General features: G+C 65.8%; 14 protein-coding genes. 5 read left to right on the forward strand and 9 right to left on the reverse strand.

Features of this window, described 5'->3' with window-relative positions; translation table 11 throughout:
- Positions 1 to 22: 22 nt before the first annotated feature.
- From HQQ85_RS12980 to HQQ85_RS13000, 5 genes are read right to left on the reverse strand one after another with little or no spacing between them, the layout of a single operon-like run.
- Complete coding sequence (locus HQQ85_RS12980) at positions 23 to 1,024, reverse strand: SDR family NAD(P)-dependent oxidoreductase (protein ID WP_173182987.1); 1,002 nt, start codon at positions 1,022 to 1,024, stop codon at positions 23 to 25.
- A 32-nt stretch (positions 1,025 to 1,056) separates the two neighbouring features.
- The gene (locus HQQ85_RS12985; protein WP_173182988.1) at positions 1,057 to 2,259 is read right to left on the reverse strand and encodes a glycoside hydrolase family 1 protein; all 1,203 of its coding nucleotides are present in this window, start codon (positions 2,257 to 2,259) and stop codon (positions 1,057 to 1,059) included.
- A 13-nt stretch (positions 2,260 to 2,272) separates the two neighbouring features.
- Positions 2,273 to 3,748 carry a glycoside hydrolase family 43 protein gene (locus HQQ85_RS12990; RefSeq protein ID WP_173182989.1) on the reverse strand — a complete coding sequence of 492 codons (1,476 nt, stop codon included), beginning with the start codon at positions 3,746 to 3,748 and terminating at the stop codon, positions 2,273 to 2,275.
- Positions 3,745 to 6,219 (reverse strand): glycoside hydrolase family 2 TIM barrel-domain containing protein, encoded by a 2,475-nt coding sequence (locus HQQ85_RS12995; RefSeq protein ID WP_173182990.1) that lies wholly within the window; start codon positions 6,217 to 6,219, stop codon positions 3,745 to 3,747. Before HQQ85_RS12995 ends, HQQ85_RS12990 begins: the two co-directional genes overlap by 4 nt.
- 44 nt (positions 6,220 to 6,263) lie before the next feature.
- On the reverse strand, positions 6,264 to 7,616 hold the full coding sequence (locus HQQ85_RS13000; RefSeq protein ID WP_173182991.1) for an MFS transporter: 1,353 nt from the start codon (positions 7,614 to 7,616) through the stop codon (positions 6,264 to 6,266).
- A gap of 125 nt (positions 7,617 to 7,741) precedes the next feature.
- Between HQQ85_RS13000 and HQQ85_RS13005 the strand changes: the two genes are divergently transcribed.
- Complete coding sequence (locus HQQ85_RS13005) at positions 7,742 to 8,686, forward strand: LacI family DNA-binding transcriptional regulator (RefSeq protein WP_173182992.1); 945 nt, start codon at positions 7,742 to 7,744, stop codon at positions 8,684 to 8,686.
- 2 nt (positions 8,687 to 8,688) lie between these two features.
- On the opposite strand, the gene HQQ85_RS13010 is transcribed toward HQQ85_RS13005, so the two are convergent.
- The 3 genes from HQQ85_RS13010 to HQQ85_RS13020 all read right to left on the reverse strand — a co-directional run bounded on the left by HQQ85_RS13010 (position 8,689) and on the right by HQQ85_RS13020 (position 11,636).
- Positions 8,689 to 9,702, reverse strand: a complete 1,014-nt coding sequence (locus tag HQQ85_RS13010) for a Gfo/Idh/MocA family protein (protein WP_371741892.1) — start codon at positions 9,700 to 9,702, stop codon at positions 8,689 to 8,691.
- On the reverse strand, positions 9,675 to 10,643 hold the full coding sequence (locus tag HQQ85_RS13015) for an alpha/beta hydrolase (RefSeq protein WP_173182994.1): 969 nt from the start codon (positions 10,641 to 10,643) through the stop codon (positions 9,675 to 9,677). The genes HQQ85_RS13010 and HQQ85_RS13015 overlap by 28 nt, the downstream gene beginning before the upstream one ends.
- A gap of 75 nt (positions 10,644 to 10,718) precedes the next feature.
- Positions 10,719 to 11,636, reverse strand: a complete 918-nt coding sequence (locus HQQ85_RS13020; protein ID WP_173182995.1) for a zinc-binding alcohol dehydrogenase family protein — start codon at positions 11,634 to 11,636, stop codon at positions 10,719 to 10,721.
- Between the two features lie 73 nt (positions 11,637 to 11,709).
- Here HQQ85_RS13020 and HQQ85_RS13025 point away from each other — a divergent pair, with 73 nt between their 5' ends.
- Positions 11,710 to 12,138, forward strand: coding sequence for a MarR family winged helix-turn-helix transcriptional regulator (locus tag HQQ85_RS13025; RefSeq protein ID WP_173182996.1), 429 nt, complete (start codon positions 11,710 to 11,712; stop codon positions 12,136 to 12,138).
- 780 nt (positions 12,139 to 12,918) lie between these two features.
- Here HQQ85_RS13025 and HQQ85_RS13030 read toward each other — a convergent pair.
- Positions 12,919 to 14,088 (reverse strand): glycoside hydrolase family 32 protein, encoded by a 1,170-nt coding sequence (locus HQQ85_RS13030; RefSeq protein ID WP_173182997.1) that lies wholly within the window; start codon positions 14,086 to 14,088, stop codon positions 12,919 to 12,921.
- 199 nt (positions 14,089 to 14,287) lie between these two features.
- Here HQQ85_RS13030 and HQQ85_RS13035 point away from each other — a divergent pair, with 199 nt between their 5' ends.
- The 3 genes from HQQ85_RS13035 (at position 14,288) to HQQ85_RS13045 (ending at position 17,388) form a co-directional block, all read left to right on the forward strand.
- A complete protein-coding gene (locus HQQ85_RS13035; protein ID WP_371741893.1) occupies positions 14,288 to 15,580 on the forward strand; it encodes an ABC transporter substrate-binding protein in 1,293 nt (430 codons plus the stop codon).
- Between the two features lie 78 nt (positions 15,581 to 15,658).
- Positions 15,659 to 16,552 (forward strand): carbohydrate ABC transporter permease, encoded by an 894-nt coding sequence (locus HQQ85_RS13040; RefSeq protein ID WP_173182998.1) that lies wholly within the window; start codon positions 15,659 to 15,661, stop codon positions 16,550 to 16,552.
- On the forward strand, positions 16,549 to 17,388 hold the full coding sequence (locus HQQ85_RS13045) for a carbohydrate ABC transporter permease (RefSeq protein WP_173182999.1): 840 nt from the start codon (positions 16,549 to 16,551) through the stop codon (positions 17,386 to 17,388). Before HQQ85_RS13040 ends, HQQ85_RS13045 begins: the two co-directional genes overlap by 4 nt.
- Positions 17,389 to 17,429 lie beyond the last annotated feature (41 nt).

Genomic DNA, 17,429 nt, shown 5'->3' on the forward strand with positions numbered 1-17,429 from the left:
GAGGAAGCAGCTGCCGGGCGTTCTACTGGACGGACCAACCGCCGTCCGAGGCGAGAACCTGACCGTTGACGTTTGTGCTGTCGTCGCTCAGCAACCAGGTAATCGACGCGGCGAGGGTTTCTGCGGTCGTCACCGGAGGCAGCAGCGGGAAGAATCTGCTGATCCGTGCCTCGGCGAACTCAGACCGGAACTCGCCGGCGATGCCTGTCGCCGTCGGGCCAGGAGCGACGGCATTCACACGGATACCGCTCGACCCGTAGAAAAACGCGGCGCTTTTGGTCATTCCCACTACGGCGTGCTTGGAAGCTGTGTAGGCGGTGCCGGCGGCGTTACCGCGGAGAGACGCTTCTGACGCGACGTTCACGACGGTTCCTCTCCCCTCGGCAAGCATGGAGGGGAGCACTGCGCGGGTGAGTTTGAACGCGCCAGTGACGTTGATCGCCAACACCCGATCCCAGACCTGATCGTCCGTCTCGTGCAGCGGGAGCATCCCGTCCATGATCCCGGCAACGTTTGCCAAGCCGTCTAGCTTGTCACCGGCGGCCTCAACGATTCTCGCAATGTCGGCGTCGTCGGTGATGTCGCCGGCCACTGCGATGACCGCCTCTGCCGGTGAGGCATCCACGAGCGAGTCGAGGCGGTCGGTGGCGATGTCGACGGCGACGACCCGGCCGCCCTCCGCGAGGATACGCTCGGCGGTTGCGCGGCCGATACCCGAACCGGCGCCGGTGACGATGATCGTTTTGCCGGCGAACCGGGAGGAGCCGATCGGCGGGACGGATGTCTCGCGTTCGGGCAGGACGCCACCGTTCGCCTGGCGCACGAGGTCGTCGACGACATCCTGGCTGAGCTGCCCCTGGCTCATGGCCACCAGTGTGTTCAGGGGGAGGTTCTGGATCTGGGCCAGGACGCTGTCGTCTCGGCCCAGCGCCGTCAGGAGCTGAGCGATGATCGGCGCCCCGATCGGATGCTCGATCCAGACCGCGATCGTCGAGTCGCCGGTAAGCGGGGTGGGTTCGGACATGGTTCTCCTATTTCTCGAGGGCGTGCGGGGCGTCAGGGGCGGCCGCGTCGGGCGACCCCGCCGAGCCAGGCCAGGCTCGGCTTCGGGGTGCGCGCGAAGGTGGAGCGGTCCACGGCGATGAGGCCAAAGGTGGGCTCCCAGTGCCCCCATTCGAAGTTGTCGAGAGCGCTCCAGTGCAGGTAGCCGCGCACGTCGATGCCGTCGTCGATGGCGGCGAAGAGGCCGGTGAGCGCCTCGGCGGTGTAGGCGATGCGACGGTCGTCGTCGGCGGTGGCGATGCCGTTCTCAGTGATCAAGATGGGCGTTCCACCGGTGACCGTCCAGGCATGCCGGACCGCGAGGCCGAGGGCGTCCGGGCGGTACGGGGTGCCGACGAGGGTGTTGTCGGGACTGGCGGGATGTGCCACGAGGCCATTGCGGTCGATCCCCTGGGTTGAGTAAGCCTGCACGCCAATGAAGTCGTCGTCCCGAGATGCCTCGAGGAAGATGTCCTCGCGGTCATACTGCTCCTGGTGGAAGCGCTCTTCAGCTGCCTGATCGGTGGGGTAGAGGGCGAGGTTGGCGATCGTCCAGCCGACCGCTGCCCGGGTGCGCTCGTGGAGGATCCCGCGAGCGAGGTGGTGGGCTTCGATCAGCCGCTCGGTGGCTTCCGGCAGGGGAAGTGGCAGCACGAACCCGCCCTCGGGCTGCACGGTGGGGGTATCCATCTCGGGAACGGCATCGGAGTTGATTGCGCCCGCCATGAGCATCATGAAGGCGAACATGTTCGGCTCGTTGATGGTGCAGACCCACTCGACCCCGTCGAGGATTTCGCTCACCTTCGTTACGTATGCAGCGAACCGGTCTAAGGCGGTGTCGCCGAGCCAACCCCCTTCTTCGATGAACCAGCGCGGGCTGGAGAAGTGGTGGAGGGTCACCACCGGGGTGAGCCCAAGCTCCAGAGCGGTGTCGATCATCCGCCGGTAGTGGTTGAGGGCAGCAATCGAGAAGGCTCCCGGCAGGGGTTCCACCCGCGCCCATTCGATACCGAAGCGGTAGGCGGTCAGCCCGGCGTCGGCGAGGAGGCGCATGTCTTCCTCGTAGCGGTGGTAACTGTCGACAGCGTCTCCGCTTGGGTTGAACTGGGGCATCCGCTGTTCGTATACCCACCAGTCACTGTTGACGTTGTCCCCTTCGATCTGGTGGGGAGCCGTCGCGGCGCCCCAGAGGAACTCGGGTCGTGTAGATTCGGTCATCGGTTTCTCTCGTTCAGATCGCGGTGTCGGTCGTGTATCGGATTTCCTGGAGGTGCACGAGCCCGGAGACGGCCTCGACGCCGAACACTCTGCCCGTGAACCCGCCGGTGACCTCGGTGGAGAGGTAGCGGCCGTCGAAGCTGCCGAAGTGGTGTTCGACCTCACCGGCCCAAGCGCTCAACTCAATCAGGTCGGGTTCGAGCGAAACCCCGTGGGGCAGCACCGGTGCCGGCCGCGACGCGAGCTGCAGCACCGGGGTGGCGGCGGGTCGCCAGCTGCCGACCGTGTGAGTGATCGTGCCGATAGACACGGTGGCGGTGACGGTGGTGCCGTCATAGCTCAGGCCGTACCAGTTCTTCTCGTCCATCCGGAGCCCGAGGCGCCCCTCGCCGCCATCGACGGTAAAGCTCGCAGTCACGGTCCAGGCCTGGTCGACGGCACGAGCGGCGAGGACAGTGTGGCCGTCGTCTGCCCGACCGTCGATAAGAAGGCCGCCGCCAGGCGTCAGCGTGGTGAACGAGGAGGGGAACCGGCCGACCCCAAGCCAGCGTGAATGCAGTGCGGGGTCGGAGAAGGTGTCGACGAAGGAGTGGTCGATGGGCTGGACCGGGTAGCGGTCCTCGTCGACAACCGGCCAGCCGTCCACCCAGTCGATGCCGACGAGGAACGACTCCCGCCCGTTGACGTGGAACCCGGGGGTCTGACCCCGTGGGCGTACGCCGAGATGCACTGCCGCCCACGAACCGTCGGCGAGCTCGATCAGATCGGCATGGCCCACGTTTTGCACTGGCAGAGGGAGGCTGCGGTGGCTGAGAATCGGGTTGTGCGGTGCTGCCTCGTACGGCCCCTCGAGCGAGCGGGCGCGCGCGATGGTGACTGCGTGGCCACGCTCGGTGCCGCCCTCGGCCAGGAGAAGGTACCACCAGTCGTCGACACGATAGAGGTGAGGTCCTTCGGGGAAGGCGAGTCCGGTCCCTTCCCAGAGCTGTATCGGTGGGCTCGCGAAGCTACCGGTAGCGGTGTCGATCGGTGCGGAGAGGATGCCGGGGTGGGCAGGGTCGAGCGAGCACCAGGTCACGTGTGCGGTTCCAGCCTCGTCCCACACGATGTCAGGGTCGATTCCGAGCGCTCCGTTGATGTGCACCGGATCGCTCCAGGGCCCGGCGGGATCGGTAGCCGTGATGATGAAGTGGCCTCGGCCGAGCGGGATGTCGTTCACGTTGGTGACGATGATCCAGAATCGTCCGTCGTGATGACGGATGGTGGGGGCGAAGATGCCGGCGCTCGGGTAGCCCCGGTGCTCGGCAATCTGGGTGCTACGGGTCAGGGCATTTCCGATGGGCGCCCAGGTGATCAGGTCAGTGCTTGAGTGCACGGGAAGGCCGGGCAAGTACTCGAAGCTGGAGTTGACGAGGTAATAGGTGTCTCCAACCCGGCAGACGGACGGATCGGGGTGGAACCCGGAGATGATCGGCTCGGTGACGGTCATGGTGTGGTACTTCCTGTGATGGCTATCGGTTGTTCGGTGGTGGCTACTTCGGAAGTCGTCGTGTCCGCTGCGGGGGTGGACGAGAGCGTCAGTTCGGCGGAGCCGTACCGGGTGGATGTGGCCCGCACGACGATCTCGCCGGCTTCGTCTGTGCTCCGGACGATCGCCAGGGCACGCCCTCGGTGGGTGCGGTGCTCGGTGTCGACGAATGTGCCCTCGGTTGTGGGGGAGGCGCTGCCGAGCGCCGCGAGTATCCCGGGCCCGCTGATGTCGACGGTTACGTCGTCGTCGGAGCCGAGATCGACGGTGCCAGCCTCGTCGGCAAGCTCGACCCAGATGTAGGCAAGATCGTTCGACCCCGACAGTTCGCTCGTCTCCGCTCGTAGCCGCAGGCTCGGCGAGGCCGCTGATCGCAGCGTGCTGCGACCGGTTTCGACGCCGTCACGGTACGCGATCGCCGTAAGCTCGCCCTCTTCATAGGGTGCGCTGAATCGAGTGAGGAAGTTCTTCTTCGGCCCTGCCTTCCGGTGACCCAGCGAGCGGCCGTTCAGCAGCAGCTCCACGTGATCGGCAGCCGAGTACACTTCGATCTCGGCAGTCGTGCCGGTATGGCCGCGCCAGGACCAGCCGGGTAGGGCATCCGTCGACAGCCACGGCGTCTTGTTCGGTCGCTGACCGGCTCGGTCGAGCGGCCTCACGGCGATGCCCGGATTGTCGGTGATGCCCCAAACGGCCTGAACGAGGTGCAGCATGCCGGTGGCGCCGCCGGTGATGTCGAAGATGCCGCAGCCTGCGAGGATTCCTGGGAACGGCTTTGCGATGCCGCCGGGCTCTGAGCCATAGGACCAATAGCCGAGCCCGACCTCGCCGAGGTAGTCCCAGCCGGTCCAGCTGAAGTCCCCAATCACTCCCGGGACTGTCGTCACCCGCCGCCAGATGGCGGGCAGATCCCCGGGCATCGACTCGGTGCCGACGATGATTCGGTCGGGGTAGCGCCGGCGCGCTCCACGGTAGCTCGCGTAGCCGTAGTTGTACCCGGCGATATCGACGGCGGCGAAGGCGCCCCGACTGGCGCGGTCGGCTGCAGGCAGGGTCGACGCGAGCACCATCATGCGGCCGATCTTGGCCGCCATCTGGTTGGCGGCGGTGCTTGTTGCCGGAGTTCGTTCGGGAGGGGTGTCGTGTCGGTCAGTGTCACTCTTGCTTCGGGTGGCCATCATTGCCAGGAGCGGGTTGACCGCGATGGTCGTTGGGCGGGTTGGGTCTTGCGCCCGGATGAAAGCCGCGATGCGCTTGGCCATCTCGATGCCCCCAGGCAGCGCGGACTCCGCGATCTCATTGCCGATCGAGTACATAATGACCGACGGTCGGTTGCGGTCCTGCTCGATCATCGCGACGGCGTCATCGGCCCACTCATCGCGGAAACGGGGCGCGCCGTCGTGGGGTGTCTTGCGGCGGAACCAGATGTCGGTGAGCTCGTCCATGACGTAGAGGCCGAGAGCGTCGCAGGCATCGAGAAATGCGCGTGACAGGGGATTGTGTGCGCTCCGGATCGCGTTGAAGCCCGCTTCTTTCAGGATGCGCGCCCGCCGCCATTCCGCCGCGTCGACGGTTGCGGCTCCGAGGATGCCGTTGTCATGATGTACCGCGGTTCCGCGCAGTAGCACCGTCGTTCCATTGACGCGGAGCCCGTGGCGTGAATCGACTTCGATTGTGCGGAAGCCTGTACGGATCTGGCGTTGGTCGGCGACGATGTCGTTGACGACCATCGTCACTTGAATGTCGTAGAGATGTGGCGTATCGGCCGACCACGGCTCGACTCCCGGGATGACCGTGGCGAAGCGTACGATTGGCGCGGTCGCTGTCACCTCACTGCAGAGTACCGGTTGGCCGTTACGGCTGACCTCTAGCCTGACGATAGCCCCGGTGGCTGAGGGCCCCTCGAGGTGCACCGTGACATCCGCCGTCGCTTCATTGTCGCCGTCCGCTGACGTGACCGATCGGGTGACGACCTTGACACCGTCGGAGGAGATTCGGTCGGCTGCGACGGATCGCAGCCACACTGGCCGGTAGATGCCTGATCCGGTGTACCAGCGGCTGTTCGGTACCGCGGAGTTGTCGACGAATACCTCTATTAGGGCTTCGTGTCCCGAGGGCGTCGCCGGGAGTGCTACCTCGAATTGGCGGTACGGGCTGAGGCTGACGCCTCGTTCCTTGCCGTCGATGAGGACGCGGGTGTGGCCGAATACGCCTTCGAAGAGGAGTGAGTGCAGCCGATCATCGGACGGGGCCGTCCATCGCTTCCGGTAGAGGTACTTTCCGCCGGGGAAGAACCCGCCGTGATTATCGGTTCCGCCCTGCGCCACTCGCGGCTCGCCGATCATGGCGTCGTGGGGGAGCTGCACGGGCTCTTCGGGTGAGGAGCCATCCCGGTGGAAGGTCCAACCTTCGGTGAAAAGGGTCTTGGTCATTGGTTTAGCTCCAAAAATGGGCGGGCGGTGGGGTGCAGAACGGCCTAACGGACGCCCCGTACCTTCCACTGCACGATGATGCCCGCGATGATCGTGAGGGCTGCGGCAATGAGAAAGAGGAGACCGTAGTTTTTCTCGCCACCACTGACGCCGATCAGGATGAGGGGCGCGGCCAGTAGGGGAGCGACGGCCTGGGCGATCGAGGTGCTGTAGCCGTTGATACCCAGGAAGCGGCCGGCGTCGGTGTCCTTCTCCGGCAACACGTTGAGCACCAGCGCTTGGTCCACGGAAGAAAATATGCCGAGCGCAAGACCCGTCAGCCCGGACCCCACCAGGAGAATGACGAAGTTGCTCCCCCCGAACGCGAGCACGATCGCACCAATTGTGTAGAGCAGGCCGGCGCCAAGGACAAAGATTCGGCGGCGTCCGATCCGGTCGGAGAGGAACCCTCCCAGTAGGGCGCCCAGTCCGGTCACGGCGATGCTAACCAGCGATAGGACGACGATGATCCCGCCGATCTCGGAGACCTGGCCGCTCTCCGTGAGCCGAGAGGCAAAGAACAGGGACGTAAATGTGGTCGAGAACGTCACCCCGGTCATGAACAGCAGCCGGGCCAGCCAGTTCCAAGCGAAGTCGGGGTAGCGGCGGGGGTTGAAGACCAGGCTGCCCAGTACCTTACGTACGCTCAGCTGATCACTGAACTCGACCCCTCGGGTGTCACGTTCCGGCACGAAGATGAACCAGCAGAGCATCGCGAAGAGCCCGACCGCTCCCGGCACCAGGAAGACCAGGAAGTTGTTGCCGATGAAGGCGCTGGCGAGACCGACGCCTGCGACCGGTGCGACCATCTGAACGAAGCCAGTCAGACCCGCGACCCGGCCGTACTGCGATTCGGGGAGACGGTCAGCTTGGGACTGGATCAGGGAGTTCATGCCGCTGCTCCAACCGAAGGAGGTGACGATCCAACCGATGAGGAGAACCGGCACTGTCGTGGCGGTGGCGATGACACTGAGCCCGATGAAACCGACAACCGCACCTCCGATCGCGAACTGGCGTCGTCGGCCGAATCGAGACCGGGTGCGGTCGCTCCAGAGCCCCATCAATGGGCCGGTGATCGTCGTCACGATCGCTGCGATGCCGATGATGTAGCCCAACACCTCGACGTTCGACGGGGCGATCTCCTGGATGCGCAGAGACAGTGAGAGCCCGATCGGCGCGACCAGTGCGACGTAAGCACCGAACATCGCGAACAGCAGAAATCCGATGAACTTCGCTTTGACCTGGGTGCGGATGGAGCCGGTCGGGGTGCTTTCGGCGCGCGTCTCGGCGGCTAGAGCCTGCTGGCTTGGGGAGGTCGACGAGCCGGGTGCGGCCGGCGCGTTCGGGTTATCCGACATGGGGACTCCTTCGTCTTGTGTCTTTTACCACGTGATAATGCAGTACAACATAGGTGTTATCTCGTGTCAACTCGATTGCCACGAGGTAACTGCGTGTACCGTTGGAACGGCTTTGGAGGTTGAACATGACGGTGACGAGTGCGGATGTAGCCAGGCATGCCGGGCTCTCTCGAGCAACCGTCAGCCAGGTGCTCAACGGTCACGCACACCGTTTCGCAGTGGAGACTGCTGAGAGGGTGCTGAAGGCGGCGAAGGAGCTCGACTACGAGCCGTCCACGGCCGGGCGCATGCTGCGCACCGGTCTGAGCGACTTCGTCATCGCTCTCGTGCCGAATACGACTTTCGGTGGCAATCTCCAGGACATCTTCGACACTGTCACCGAGCAGCTAGCAAAGCGGGGATTGACTCTTGTCCTCCGGCTGTCGACCCAGTCACCTTCGTCGCTCGACCGCATTCTGGCTGGGATGAAGCCGAGGGCGGTGCTATCGCTCCAGCCGTTCACCGACCAAGAGAAGTCAATCCTGGCGGAGCGAGGCGTGCCCAGCTTCGACACCTCAACGAGCGGCAACCTGAACTACTCCATTGGACGAATCCAGGCTGAGCATCTCGTGGCCCAGGGTTATCAACGCATAGCTTTCGCGCACCTCCGCGACAATCGCCTCGATCCCTATGGAGACGACCGGGAAAATGCGGTCAAGGACGTCTGTCGGGAAGCTGGTTTGCCCGCGCCCATGGTTTTCGGGCTGGGCGTCGACGCCGCCGAAGCAGGGGCGGCACTCGATCTTCTTAAACCCGGTGTCGGGGTGGCCTGCTACAACGACGACATCGCTATAACCCTGTTGAATGCGGCAAATAGGCGAGGCTGGAGCGTCCCCGCGGACATTGGACTCGTGGGAATGGACAACACCCCGCTGTCACAGGTGACCAATCCCCGTTTGACGACGATCGGCTACGACCTAGCGGCTGTGGCGCAGCTGTCGGTAGCGGCAGCGCTGGCAGCGCTCGGTGAGGGCGAGGTGCCGGCGGCCGCTGACATTGAACTCCACCTGATCGCCGGCGACTCGGCCTGACCTCACGGACGCAGAGGAAGCCCTGCTTCCTGGTAGATCGCGTCGAGTAGTTCGAGATGGGCGGTCGCTGCCGATGCGTTGGTTTCGACGGGTGAGCGCAGTTTCACCGCATCTCGAAAGGCCTCAAGCTGGAAGTCGTACGTGCTTTTGCGCGTGGGCATCTCGGTTCTGGACCGCCCTCGCCGTCGAATCCTGATGCGACTGCCCATTTGGGGATGGAAAGGGAAGGTCACTCGCAGTGACCCGTCCGATCCTTCGATGGTCAAGCTCATCTCGAAGAGCGGGAAGGACCACATGGCCGATGACACGGTGGCGGTTATCCCGGCAGGGAAGGTGAGCGTGGCGTCCATGCGGCGATCGATCGGTCCCCGAGTTCTGGCCTGTGCCCGCGAAACGGCGGCATCTGAGCCGAAGAGCTCCGTCGGTGCTCTGACGGGGTAGTAGCCGATGTCCAGGAGGCTTCCGCCGCCGAGCGGGAACGACCAGCGGATGTCCTTCCCAGGAGGGATCGGCACGAAGAAGGTTGAGCGGGCGGAATGAACGCACCCGATCTCGCCGTCGTGAATGATGTCGCGAAGTCGCCCGTACAAGGGGTGATAGTGGGAGTGGTAGGCCTCCATGACGACGCGATCCGACTGCGCTGCCACCCCTTCGACGCGCGATGCTGACGCTGCGTTCCCCGCGAAAGGCTTCTCGCAGATCACGTCTTTTCCAGCCTCAACCGCCGCAACCACCCACTCCGCGTGGAGCGACGCGGGAAGCGGAACATAGACCGCATCGACGGTCGGATCACGCAGCAGACTCTCGTAGCTTTCGTGGGCGACCTGAATGCCGTGGTCGGAAGCGAAGGTTTTGGCCCGCGACTGGTCCCGTGCCGCTACCGCGTGAGCAACGACTCCACTCACGCGGTGGCTAGGCCGAATTATCGCGTCCCGCACTATTCGCGCTGCACCAAGCACCCCAATCCGAAGGGGGCTTTGGTCCACCGTCACGATGCAAGAATTCTCGAGACCCACGACGACCTGGCGGTGGCCGCCATGCGTGCAAGCTCCGACTGCGGTATCAGAGCCTCCCAACCGTGGGTCCCACCGGGCCAAACGTGGAGTTCGGCAGCAGCGCCGTCACGCCAGAGCATGCTGGAATACGCGACAACCTCGTCTCGAAAAACTTCCGCGGAGCCGACGTCGAGGTAGGACGGCGGGAGGCCGGTGAGGTCTGTCGCTCGAGCGGGGGCGGCATAGACAGACACTGAGTCGGAGCCACGCCTTTCACCGAGCAGAGCGTTCCAGCCGACGAGATTGCTCCCTCGATCCCAGATGCCGACTCCGTCGAACTGGTGACTAGACACCGTCTCGTTTCGGTCATCAAGCATGGGACACAGGAGGAACTGACCAAGGAGAGGTGGCCCTCCTCGGTCCCTGGCAAGCAGTGCGACGCCGGCGGCGAGGCCGCCACCGGCACTGGCCCCGGCAATCAAGATGCGCGCGCGGTTGACTCCCAATAGGTCCGCATTGGTCACGGTCCACTGGAGCGCGGCGTAGCAGTCCTCAACGGGCACCGGATCTGGATACTCCGGCGCCAACCGGTACTCGACCGTGACGGCTACGGCGTCATGCTCGACCACCCAGGGCGCCACGAGCGACATGCCGGTCATACGGTCACCCATCACCATTCCGCCGCCATGAATGTGAAAGATGGCCGGGCCAGCGCTCTGGTGATCTCGTCTTCTCAATGCGGTGAGTGCCAGCTCAGCCCCGTCATGACCGGGCACGACGAATTCAAGCCTCTCGAGCTCATGAGCGCTGAAGTCTTCGGGCACGGACAGCTGCCTCATGGCGGGCAGCGTCCCAAGCGATAGAGGCGAAAAGATGCCGCTGGCGCCCATTGCTTCCAGCCCTGCGGCGACTGCGGGGTCGTAAGGAGGCCGCGGCCAGGATCTAGAAACGTTGTCAGTCATGGTGACTCCTTCGTCGTGCCGCACGGTCTTGAGCGAAGATATCCGCTGAGTTATCACGTGTCAATGCAGCTCGGTTCAGGGGATGAACACAATCCGCTCCCGGCTGGGCGCGGTCCAGGCGCCGGTGATGTCCGCCAAAGGGATTGCACGTGCCGTCACGTGGGCCGACTTGGAAGTGACGAATGCGGCGAGTAGCGGGAGCTCGGCGATGATGTCACGGGTACTTACCGAGCCCTGACCGCTGCCGACGAGCTGCAGTGCGGAGGAACGAAGAGCCGCCGAGGGGATTGGGGCTTCTGCTCCCGCCACCGAGCCGATCTGTACCCAAGCCACGGGCTTGGCCCGATCGGCCCGACTTCCCACGAACGCGCCCATCGCGCGGCCGGCGGGCGACCCCCATACATAGTCGAGCACGACGTCAGCTTCGGATGCGCGACTGACCTCCTCGAAGGTCAGGACGTCGTCAGCGCCGAGCTCGGTCAGTTCGGAGAAGCGGGTCGTATCGCGTGCCACTGCACTCACCCGTGCCGCGCCGAGGTGTCGGGAGACCTCGATGGCGAGTCGTCCCGCATTGCCGGCGGCGCCCACGATCAGCACATGCGCAGCGTCGGGCAAGGTGATTCGCCGCGTCAGGGCGATCCACGACGACATCGCCGGATTCATTGCCGCAGCCACGACAACGGGGTCGAGTGAGGGGTCGAGGATGACGCTTGCGCGGCGGTCGATCGCGATGCGCTCGGCCATTGCGCCCTCCTCGGTCACGAAGTAGCGAAGCGCCCCGTCCGAATCGCGGCCCACCCCGTCGACGCCCGGTATCAGCGGCAGCGCGCCGGTTGTTGTGTAATGAGCACCGTTCGCCTGTGAACGCACACGCGGGTGGAGTGCAGCGGCGAGCACGTCGAGCATGATCTGCTCGGGCCGATCGGCGGCGGGGTCGGGTGCGTCGGAGTAGTGAGGGGCATCGTCGAACGAGGTGACGAGTGCTGCATGCATGAGAGCCTCCAAAGTCTTATAGTTGGTAGTGCGAACAATATAGTTCGTACTACCAATCAAGTCAAGGAGTGCGATGACCGACGATAGCGAGCAGGCCCGTCTAGTCGATGCCCTGGCCCAGACGGCCTTTGTCGTCACGAGTGCTTTGAATCGCATCGCGTCCGACAATGACCTATCACTCACTCAGCTGCGGCTGCTCGGAGTGCTCCGCGGTCGCCGGCCCCAGATGAGCCATCTGGCGTCGCACCTGGGCTTAGAGAAGTCCACCCTCTCGGGCCTGATCGAGCGGGCCGAGCGGCGCGGCCTCGTCGGTCGCGCCCGTAGCGCCACCGATGGTCGCGCTGTCGAGGTTTTCCTTACCGAGGATGGAGATGCATTGGCCGCACGAGTGCAGGGCGACGTGCGGCTCGCGGTGCTGCCTGGTGCCTCCGGATTGTCATCCGCCGAGCGCAATCACCTCACGGTCTTGATCGAAAAGCTGCTGGGGCCAACCCTGCTCTGAGCCTCATTATTCAGTCACGTCAACAACCGATCCCCGCAGCGCAGTGCCACCCTTGACACAACGATCACCATCAGCGTGGGTGATTCATCGAACAAGGACCCCCTTCTACGACCGAGCGGCAGTAGTCGCAGGCCGATCGTTGCATGAACGGCAGGGCCACCGGTGGCCCTCGAGGTCGGCGTGTGCAACCAACCGGTGAAACATGCTTGGCCAGCGCGAGCAGTTCGATCTGCGCGGAACGCAAGGGCCGAGCGCGACGCGTCGCGGTCGCAGCTGACAGTGCTCGATCACGTCGGACGCTCGCTGTTAACTCTTCAGTCGGCGCACGGTCACGTCGCCGATAATGTACCTTCTGTCGAGTACTCGATTTGCCGCATTCCCCTGACGCTACCTCTGTCCTCGCCGGTTGAGAGGCCCGTTCGCGGTGATGGGCACTGGCGCTCAAAGGTCAGAGCGAGACACCGCGGCGGCCTTTCGCGATCACCCGCCGGCGATGCCGATGGCGGTCTTCCCCATGCTTAGCTTCACACGGCGAGGCGGGCCTGCTCTCGCGCTTCTCATCCACCACGATGACGATTTCGTACGCGGTGACGCCCCCTATGGCGGCGGCGCGACCACCGCTACAGCTGACGCAGATGGGCGCGGTATCGCCATCGTCGGCGTCGAAACCGCATGGTCACGAGTCTTGTCGGCCGCTGAACGATGACGTCTCATCCGAGACTTCGCGTCAATTCGGCCGGCACTCTCGTCGCTTCGTGCGACCCCGCGGTCAGCCGGCGCCTACTGCACCGCGAACGGCGACGCCGCCCCCACCCCGAACAGCGCCGCCCCCGTGAACACCTCGACGGTCTCGCCGTCGACGAGCACCTCCACCGCGCCGTCGCCGGCCGGCACCACCGTCTCCGCGCCCTGCCAGGTGCAGACGACCGAGTCGAGCTCACGCCGGAGAGTGAGCGTGCCGTCGGCGCTCGACGCGGCCCACTCCTGGCCGACGGCGATCGGGGCGCGTGCGGCAGCCGAGGCCTCCGCGACCGCGGGGTGCGGCGCCGCGACGAGGGTGTCGCCCTCCAGCCGCAGCACGTGCGGCACGCTGAGCGCGCTGCTGCGGCCGACGTCGGGATCGCTCGCCCCGCGCATCCACGAGATCAGGCAGGGCCGGCCGTCGCGGTCGCGGAAGAACGAGGGCGCGTAGTAGCTGTCGCCGTACGTCAGGCGCCCCCAGCTGCTCGCAGCGAAGCGGCCGTCGGCAAAGGAGCCCACGGCGTAGGCGACGTAGTGCAGCTCGTCGTCCTGCCAGACCGAGGTGACCATCACGTCGCGGCCGTCGATGGTGAAGATCTGCGGGCACTCCCAGAGCGCGCCCGTCCACACCGGGTCGGTCTCGCTCGTGCTACGCGATGCCGCCAGGCCGTCGAACGACCAGGAACCGAGGTCGTCGGAGACGAACGAGCTCGCCGCGGCGTCGCCGCCGACGATGGCGGTGCCCACGAGCATCCGCCACTTCTCGCCGTCGCGCATCACGAAGGGGTCGCGGAAGGCCACGAGGTCGAGCGGCGGCGCCTCGGCGACCACGTCGCCCTTGGTCCAGACGAGCCAGTCGTCGTCGGCCGGGGTGGCGGTGCGGATGCGGCCCACCCCGAACTCGGGCGTCGAGACCGCGGTGTAGAAGATCGTGGCGCGGCCCTCGTCGTCGACCGCGAGGGAGCCCGACCAGATGCCGTCGTCGCCGTCGCCCGGTTCGAGGGCGACCGGATGCTCGGTCCACGAGATCAGGTCGGGGGAGCTCGCGTGGCCCCAGCGGCACTCGGGAGCCCACGTCGTGCGGTCGGGCACGTACTGGAAGAACAGGTGGTAGCGGCCGTTGTGCCAGGTGAGCGCGAGCGGGTCGTTCATCCAGCCGGAACCGGGCGTGAAATGCCAGCGGGGGCGGGCGCGCGTCGCGTGCGTCATAAGGGCGGCTCCTTCTGCTGCCGCCGTCGATGGCGGGTCTGCTCGACAAGTATGGACTTGACAAGACGATTTGGCAAAACGTATTGTCATTCCTGTCGCCACGGCGATGCGCGCCGGCACCCACGGCACGTACCCTCGCAATCACGCAACGTCGCACAGAATTGGAGTCGAAGTGATGATGCTTCGCACACACCGACCGGTGTCCCGCCGGGTCCTGGCCGGAGCCGCCGGCGCCCTCGCAGTCGCCACCGCCGTCGTCCTCTCGGGCTGCGGTGCCGGAGGAGGAGCCCCTGCCGCGGGCGACGACTCGATCACCGTGCTCGTCGAGGCCGGTGGTCACGGCGAGCTGCAGCCCATCGCCGACCAGTTCGAGAAGGACACCGGCACCTCGGTCACCTTCGTCGAGCTGCCCTACGACGGCCTCTACAACCGGCTGAACAGCGAGTTCAGCTCGGGCTCGCTCTCGTTCGACGTCGCCGCCCTCGACTCGATCTGGCTGCCGACCTTCGCCGAGGCGCTGACGCCGCTGGATGACATGATGACCGACGAGGTGCAGTCCGACCTCTTCCCGGCGCTCGTCACCGAGGCGCAGGTCGACGGCTCCTTCGTCGGGATGCCCGCCTGGACCAACTCGGAGATCCTCTACTACCGCACCGACCTCTTCGAGGACCCGGCCCAGCAGCAGAAGTTCAAGGCCGAGTACGGCTACGACCTGGTCCCACCCACCACCTGGGAGCAGTACGCCGACGTCGCGAAGTTCTTCACGCAGGACACCGACGGCGACGGCCAGGTCGACGTGTACGGCACCGACGTGAAGGGCGCTGTCGAGACCGAGTGGCTCGCCACCCTCTCGCAGACCGGCGAGAAGGACATGGTCGTCGGTGACGACGGCACCGTCTCCCTCGGTGACGCCGACAGCCTCGCGGCGCTCGACTTCTACACCAGCCTGCTGCCGTACGCGCCGTCGGGCGCCGCACAGCTGGACTGGGCCGGATCACAGAACCTCTTCAACCAGGGCCAGCTCGCGATGATGCGCTTCTGGGCGCACGCCTACAAGCAGATCCCCGCCGACGCGGCGGTCACCGGCAAGGTCGGCGTCACCACGATGGTGGGCGGCCCCGGCGGGGTCGCCGGCGTGCCCGGCGCCTGGTACCTCTCGGTGCCTGCCGGCACGAGCAAGCAGGAGAAGGCGCTCGAGTTCGTGCAGTACGCCTACGACCACAACGAGCTGTCCGTCGACACCGACCTCGGCCTCGCCTCGCGCATCTCGGTGCTCGAGAAGTACCAGGACGAGCCCGGCTACGAGAACTACAAGCCGCTGGTCGACACCCTGAACGCCACCGCGACCATCCCGCGGCCGGCGAATCCGAACTGGCAGGAGATCGTCGACTCGGCGCTCATCCCGATGCTCCAGAAGGCCGTCGTGCCGGGCGCTGACAACCAGCAGCTCCTCGACGACGCCAAGGCGCAGGTGGAGTCCATCACCGAGTGACCCGGGCTGCGGCGCCCCGACCCGACCGGGGCGCCGCAGCGCTCTCCCGCCATCCGCCCCCGACCCGAAAGTCTCCTCGTGCGTCTCACCGATCGCCGGTTCGCCTTCCTCCTGATGCTTCCGGCCACCGCCTTCCTCGCCGTCTTCGTGGCGTGGCCGCTCGTGCAGTTCGTCTCGGACTCGTTCTTCGAGATCAGCAAGTTCGCCGGCGGCCCGCGCACCTTCGTCGGCCTCGACAACTACGTCGAGGCGTTCACCTCGGGCGACTTCGGCAACGCCGCCTGGCGCACCGTGGTCTACACCGTCATCGTGGTGGTCTTCGAGTTCGTGCTCGGCCTCGCCGTCGCCCTGATGTTCACGGCCCTCGGCAACTCCTCGCGGGTGTTCCGCACGATCTTCCTCTACCCGCTGATGATCGCCCCGATCGTCGCCGGTCTGCTCTGGCGCTTCCTGCTGATCGACAACTTCGGCATCGTCAACCAGCTGCTGACGGATGCCCACATCCTCAGCGACCCGGGCCAGATCCAGTGGCTGAGCGACCCGAACATCGCCCTGTTCTCGGTCGCGATCCCCGACATCTGGCTGACGACGTCGTTCATCTCGCTCGTGCTGTTCGCGGGCCTGCAGAACATCCCCGGCGACGTGATCGAGGCGGCGAGGCTCGACGGGGCGCGCTACCCGACGATCCTGTTCCGCATCATCATCCCGCTGCTGAGGCCCGTGATCGCGGTGGCCCTGATCCTCCGCGGCATCGACGCGGCCCGCGCCTTCGACGTCATCCTGATCCAGACCAACGGCGGCCCTCAGCAGAGCACCGAGACGATGTCGCTGCTCGTCTACCGCACCATGGTTCGGTTCGGCGACCCGGGCCTCGCGAGTGCCATGGGCACCGTCTACCTCGTGGCCATGCTCGCGGTCTCGGTCGCGGCCATCCTGCTCATCTGGCGACCCGGAAGTGGGAACACCCGATGAACGGCCTCGAAACCACCCGAACGAGCTCCCGGGCCATCCTCTGGGTCGCCCTCGTGCTGCTCGTCGTGCTCTACGGCTTCCCCTTCCTCTACATGCTCTTCACCTCGTTCAAGACGCCGCTGGAGACCATCGCGGTGCCCCCGACCGTGCTGCCCTCGAGCTGGACGATCGAGAACTACGCCTCGGCCATCGGCCGTGACGGAGTGGTCGCCTCGTTCGTGAACAGCGTCGTGACGGCCGTGCTCAGCACTGCCATCTCGCTGGTGCTGGCGCTGCCGGCGGCGTATGCGGTGACCCGCTTCCGCACCCGCTTCGGTCGCTTCTTCATCGTCGGCGCCCTCGTGATGCGGATGGTTCCGCCGATCGTGATCGGTGTGCCGATGATCGGCATCTTCCGCAGCCTCGGCATCTCCGACACCTCGTTCGCCCTGGCGATCGCCCACGCCACCATCTCGCTGCCGCTGTCGATCTGGCTGATGTCGAGCTTCTTCGAGGCCGTGCCCGAGGAGCTCGAGGAGGCGGCCAAGATCGACGGTGCGAGCCGGCTCGGCGCGCTCTGGCGGGTGGTGCTGCCGGTCACCGCGGGAGGGATCGCGGTCACCGCGATCTTCGCCTTCCTGGCGTCGTGGAACGAGTTCCTGTTCGCGCTGCTGCTCACCGCCACGCGCTCGCAGACGACACCCATCGTGATCGCGAACTTCCAGACCCAGTTCGGCCTGGACTGGGGCGCGATGACCGCCCTCGCGGTGCTGTACTCGGTGCCGGTCATCCTGCTCGCCCTCGTGCTGCAGCGTCACATCGTCGCCGGACTGACCGCCGGGGCGGTGAAAGGGTGACCGACTCGGTGAGAATGGTCGCGAGCCGAATCGCCCGGCCT

Source organism: Herbiconiux sp. VKM Ac-2851 (assembly GCF_013205105.1).
In the GTDB taxonomy this organism is placed as follows: Bacteria; Actinomycetota; Actinomycetes; order Actinomycetales; family Microbacteriaceae; genus Herbiconiux; species Herbiconiux flava.

Bases quoted from the DNA above. Each gene is read 5' to 3' on its own strand.
- HQQ85_RS13000 (WP_173182991.1), bottom strand. From the start codon at position 7,616: ATGTCGGATAACCCGAACGCGCCGGCCGCACCCGGCTCGTCGACCTCC.
- HQQ85_RS13015 (WP_173182994.1), bottom strand. From the start codon at position 10,643: ATGACTGACAACGTTTCTAGATCCTGGCCGCGGCCTCCTTACGACCCC.
- HQQ85_RS12995 (WP_173182990.1), bottom strand. From the start codon at position 6,219: ATGACCAAGACCCTTTTCACCGAAGGTTGGACCTTCCACCGGGATGGC.
- HQQ85_RS13020 (WP_173182995.1), bottom strand. From the start codon at position 11,636: ATGCATGCAGCACTCGTCACCTCGTTCGACGATGCCCCTCACTACTCC.
- HQQ85_RS12990 (WP_173182989.1), bottom strand. From the start codon at position 3,748: ATGACCGTCACCGAGCCGATCATCTCCGGGTTCCACCCCGATCCGTCC.
- HQQ85_RS13025 (WP_173182996.1), top strand. From the start codon at position 11,710: ATGACCGACGATAGCGAGCAGGCCCGTCTAGTCGATGCCCTGGCCCAG.
- HQQ85_RS13030 (WP_173182997.1), bottom strand. From the start codon at position 14,088: ATGACGCACGCGACGCGCGCCCGCCCCCGCTGGCATTTCACGCCCGGT.
- HQQ85_RS13005 (WP_173182992.1), top strand. From the start codon at position 7,742: ATGACGGTGACGAGTGCGGATGTAGCCAGGCATGCCGGGCTCTCTCGA.
- HQQ85_RS12985 (WP_173182988.1), bottom strand. From the start codon at position 2,259: ATGACCGAATCTACACGACCCGAGTTCCTCTGGGGCGCCGCGACGGCT.
- HQQ85_RS12980 (WP_173182987.1), bottom strand. From the start codon at position 1,024: ATGTCCGAACCCACCCCGCTTACCGGCGACTCGACGATCGCGGTCTGG.
- HQQ85_RS13045 (WP_173182999.1), top strand. From the start codon at position 16,549: ATGAACGGCCTCGAAACCACCCGAACGAGCTCCCGGGCCATCCTCTGG.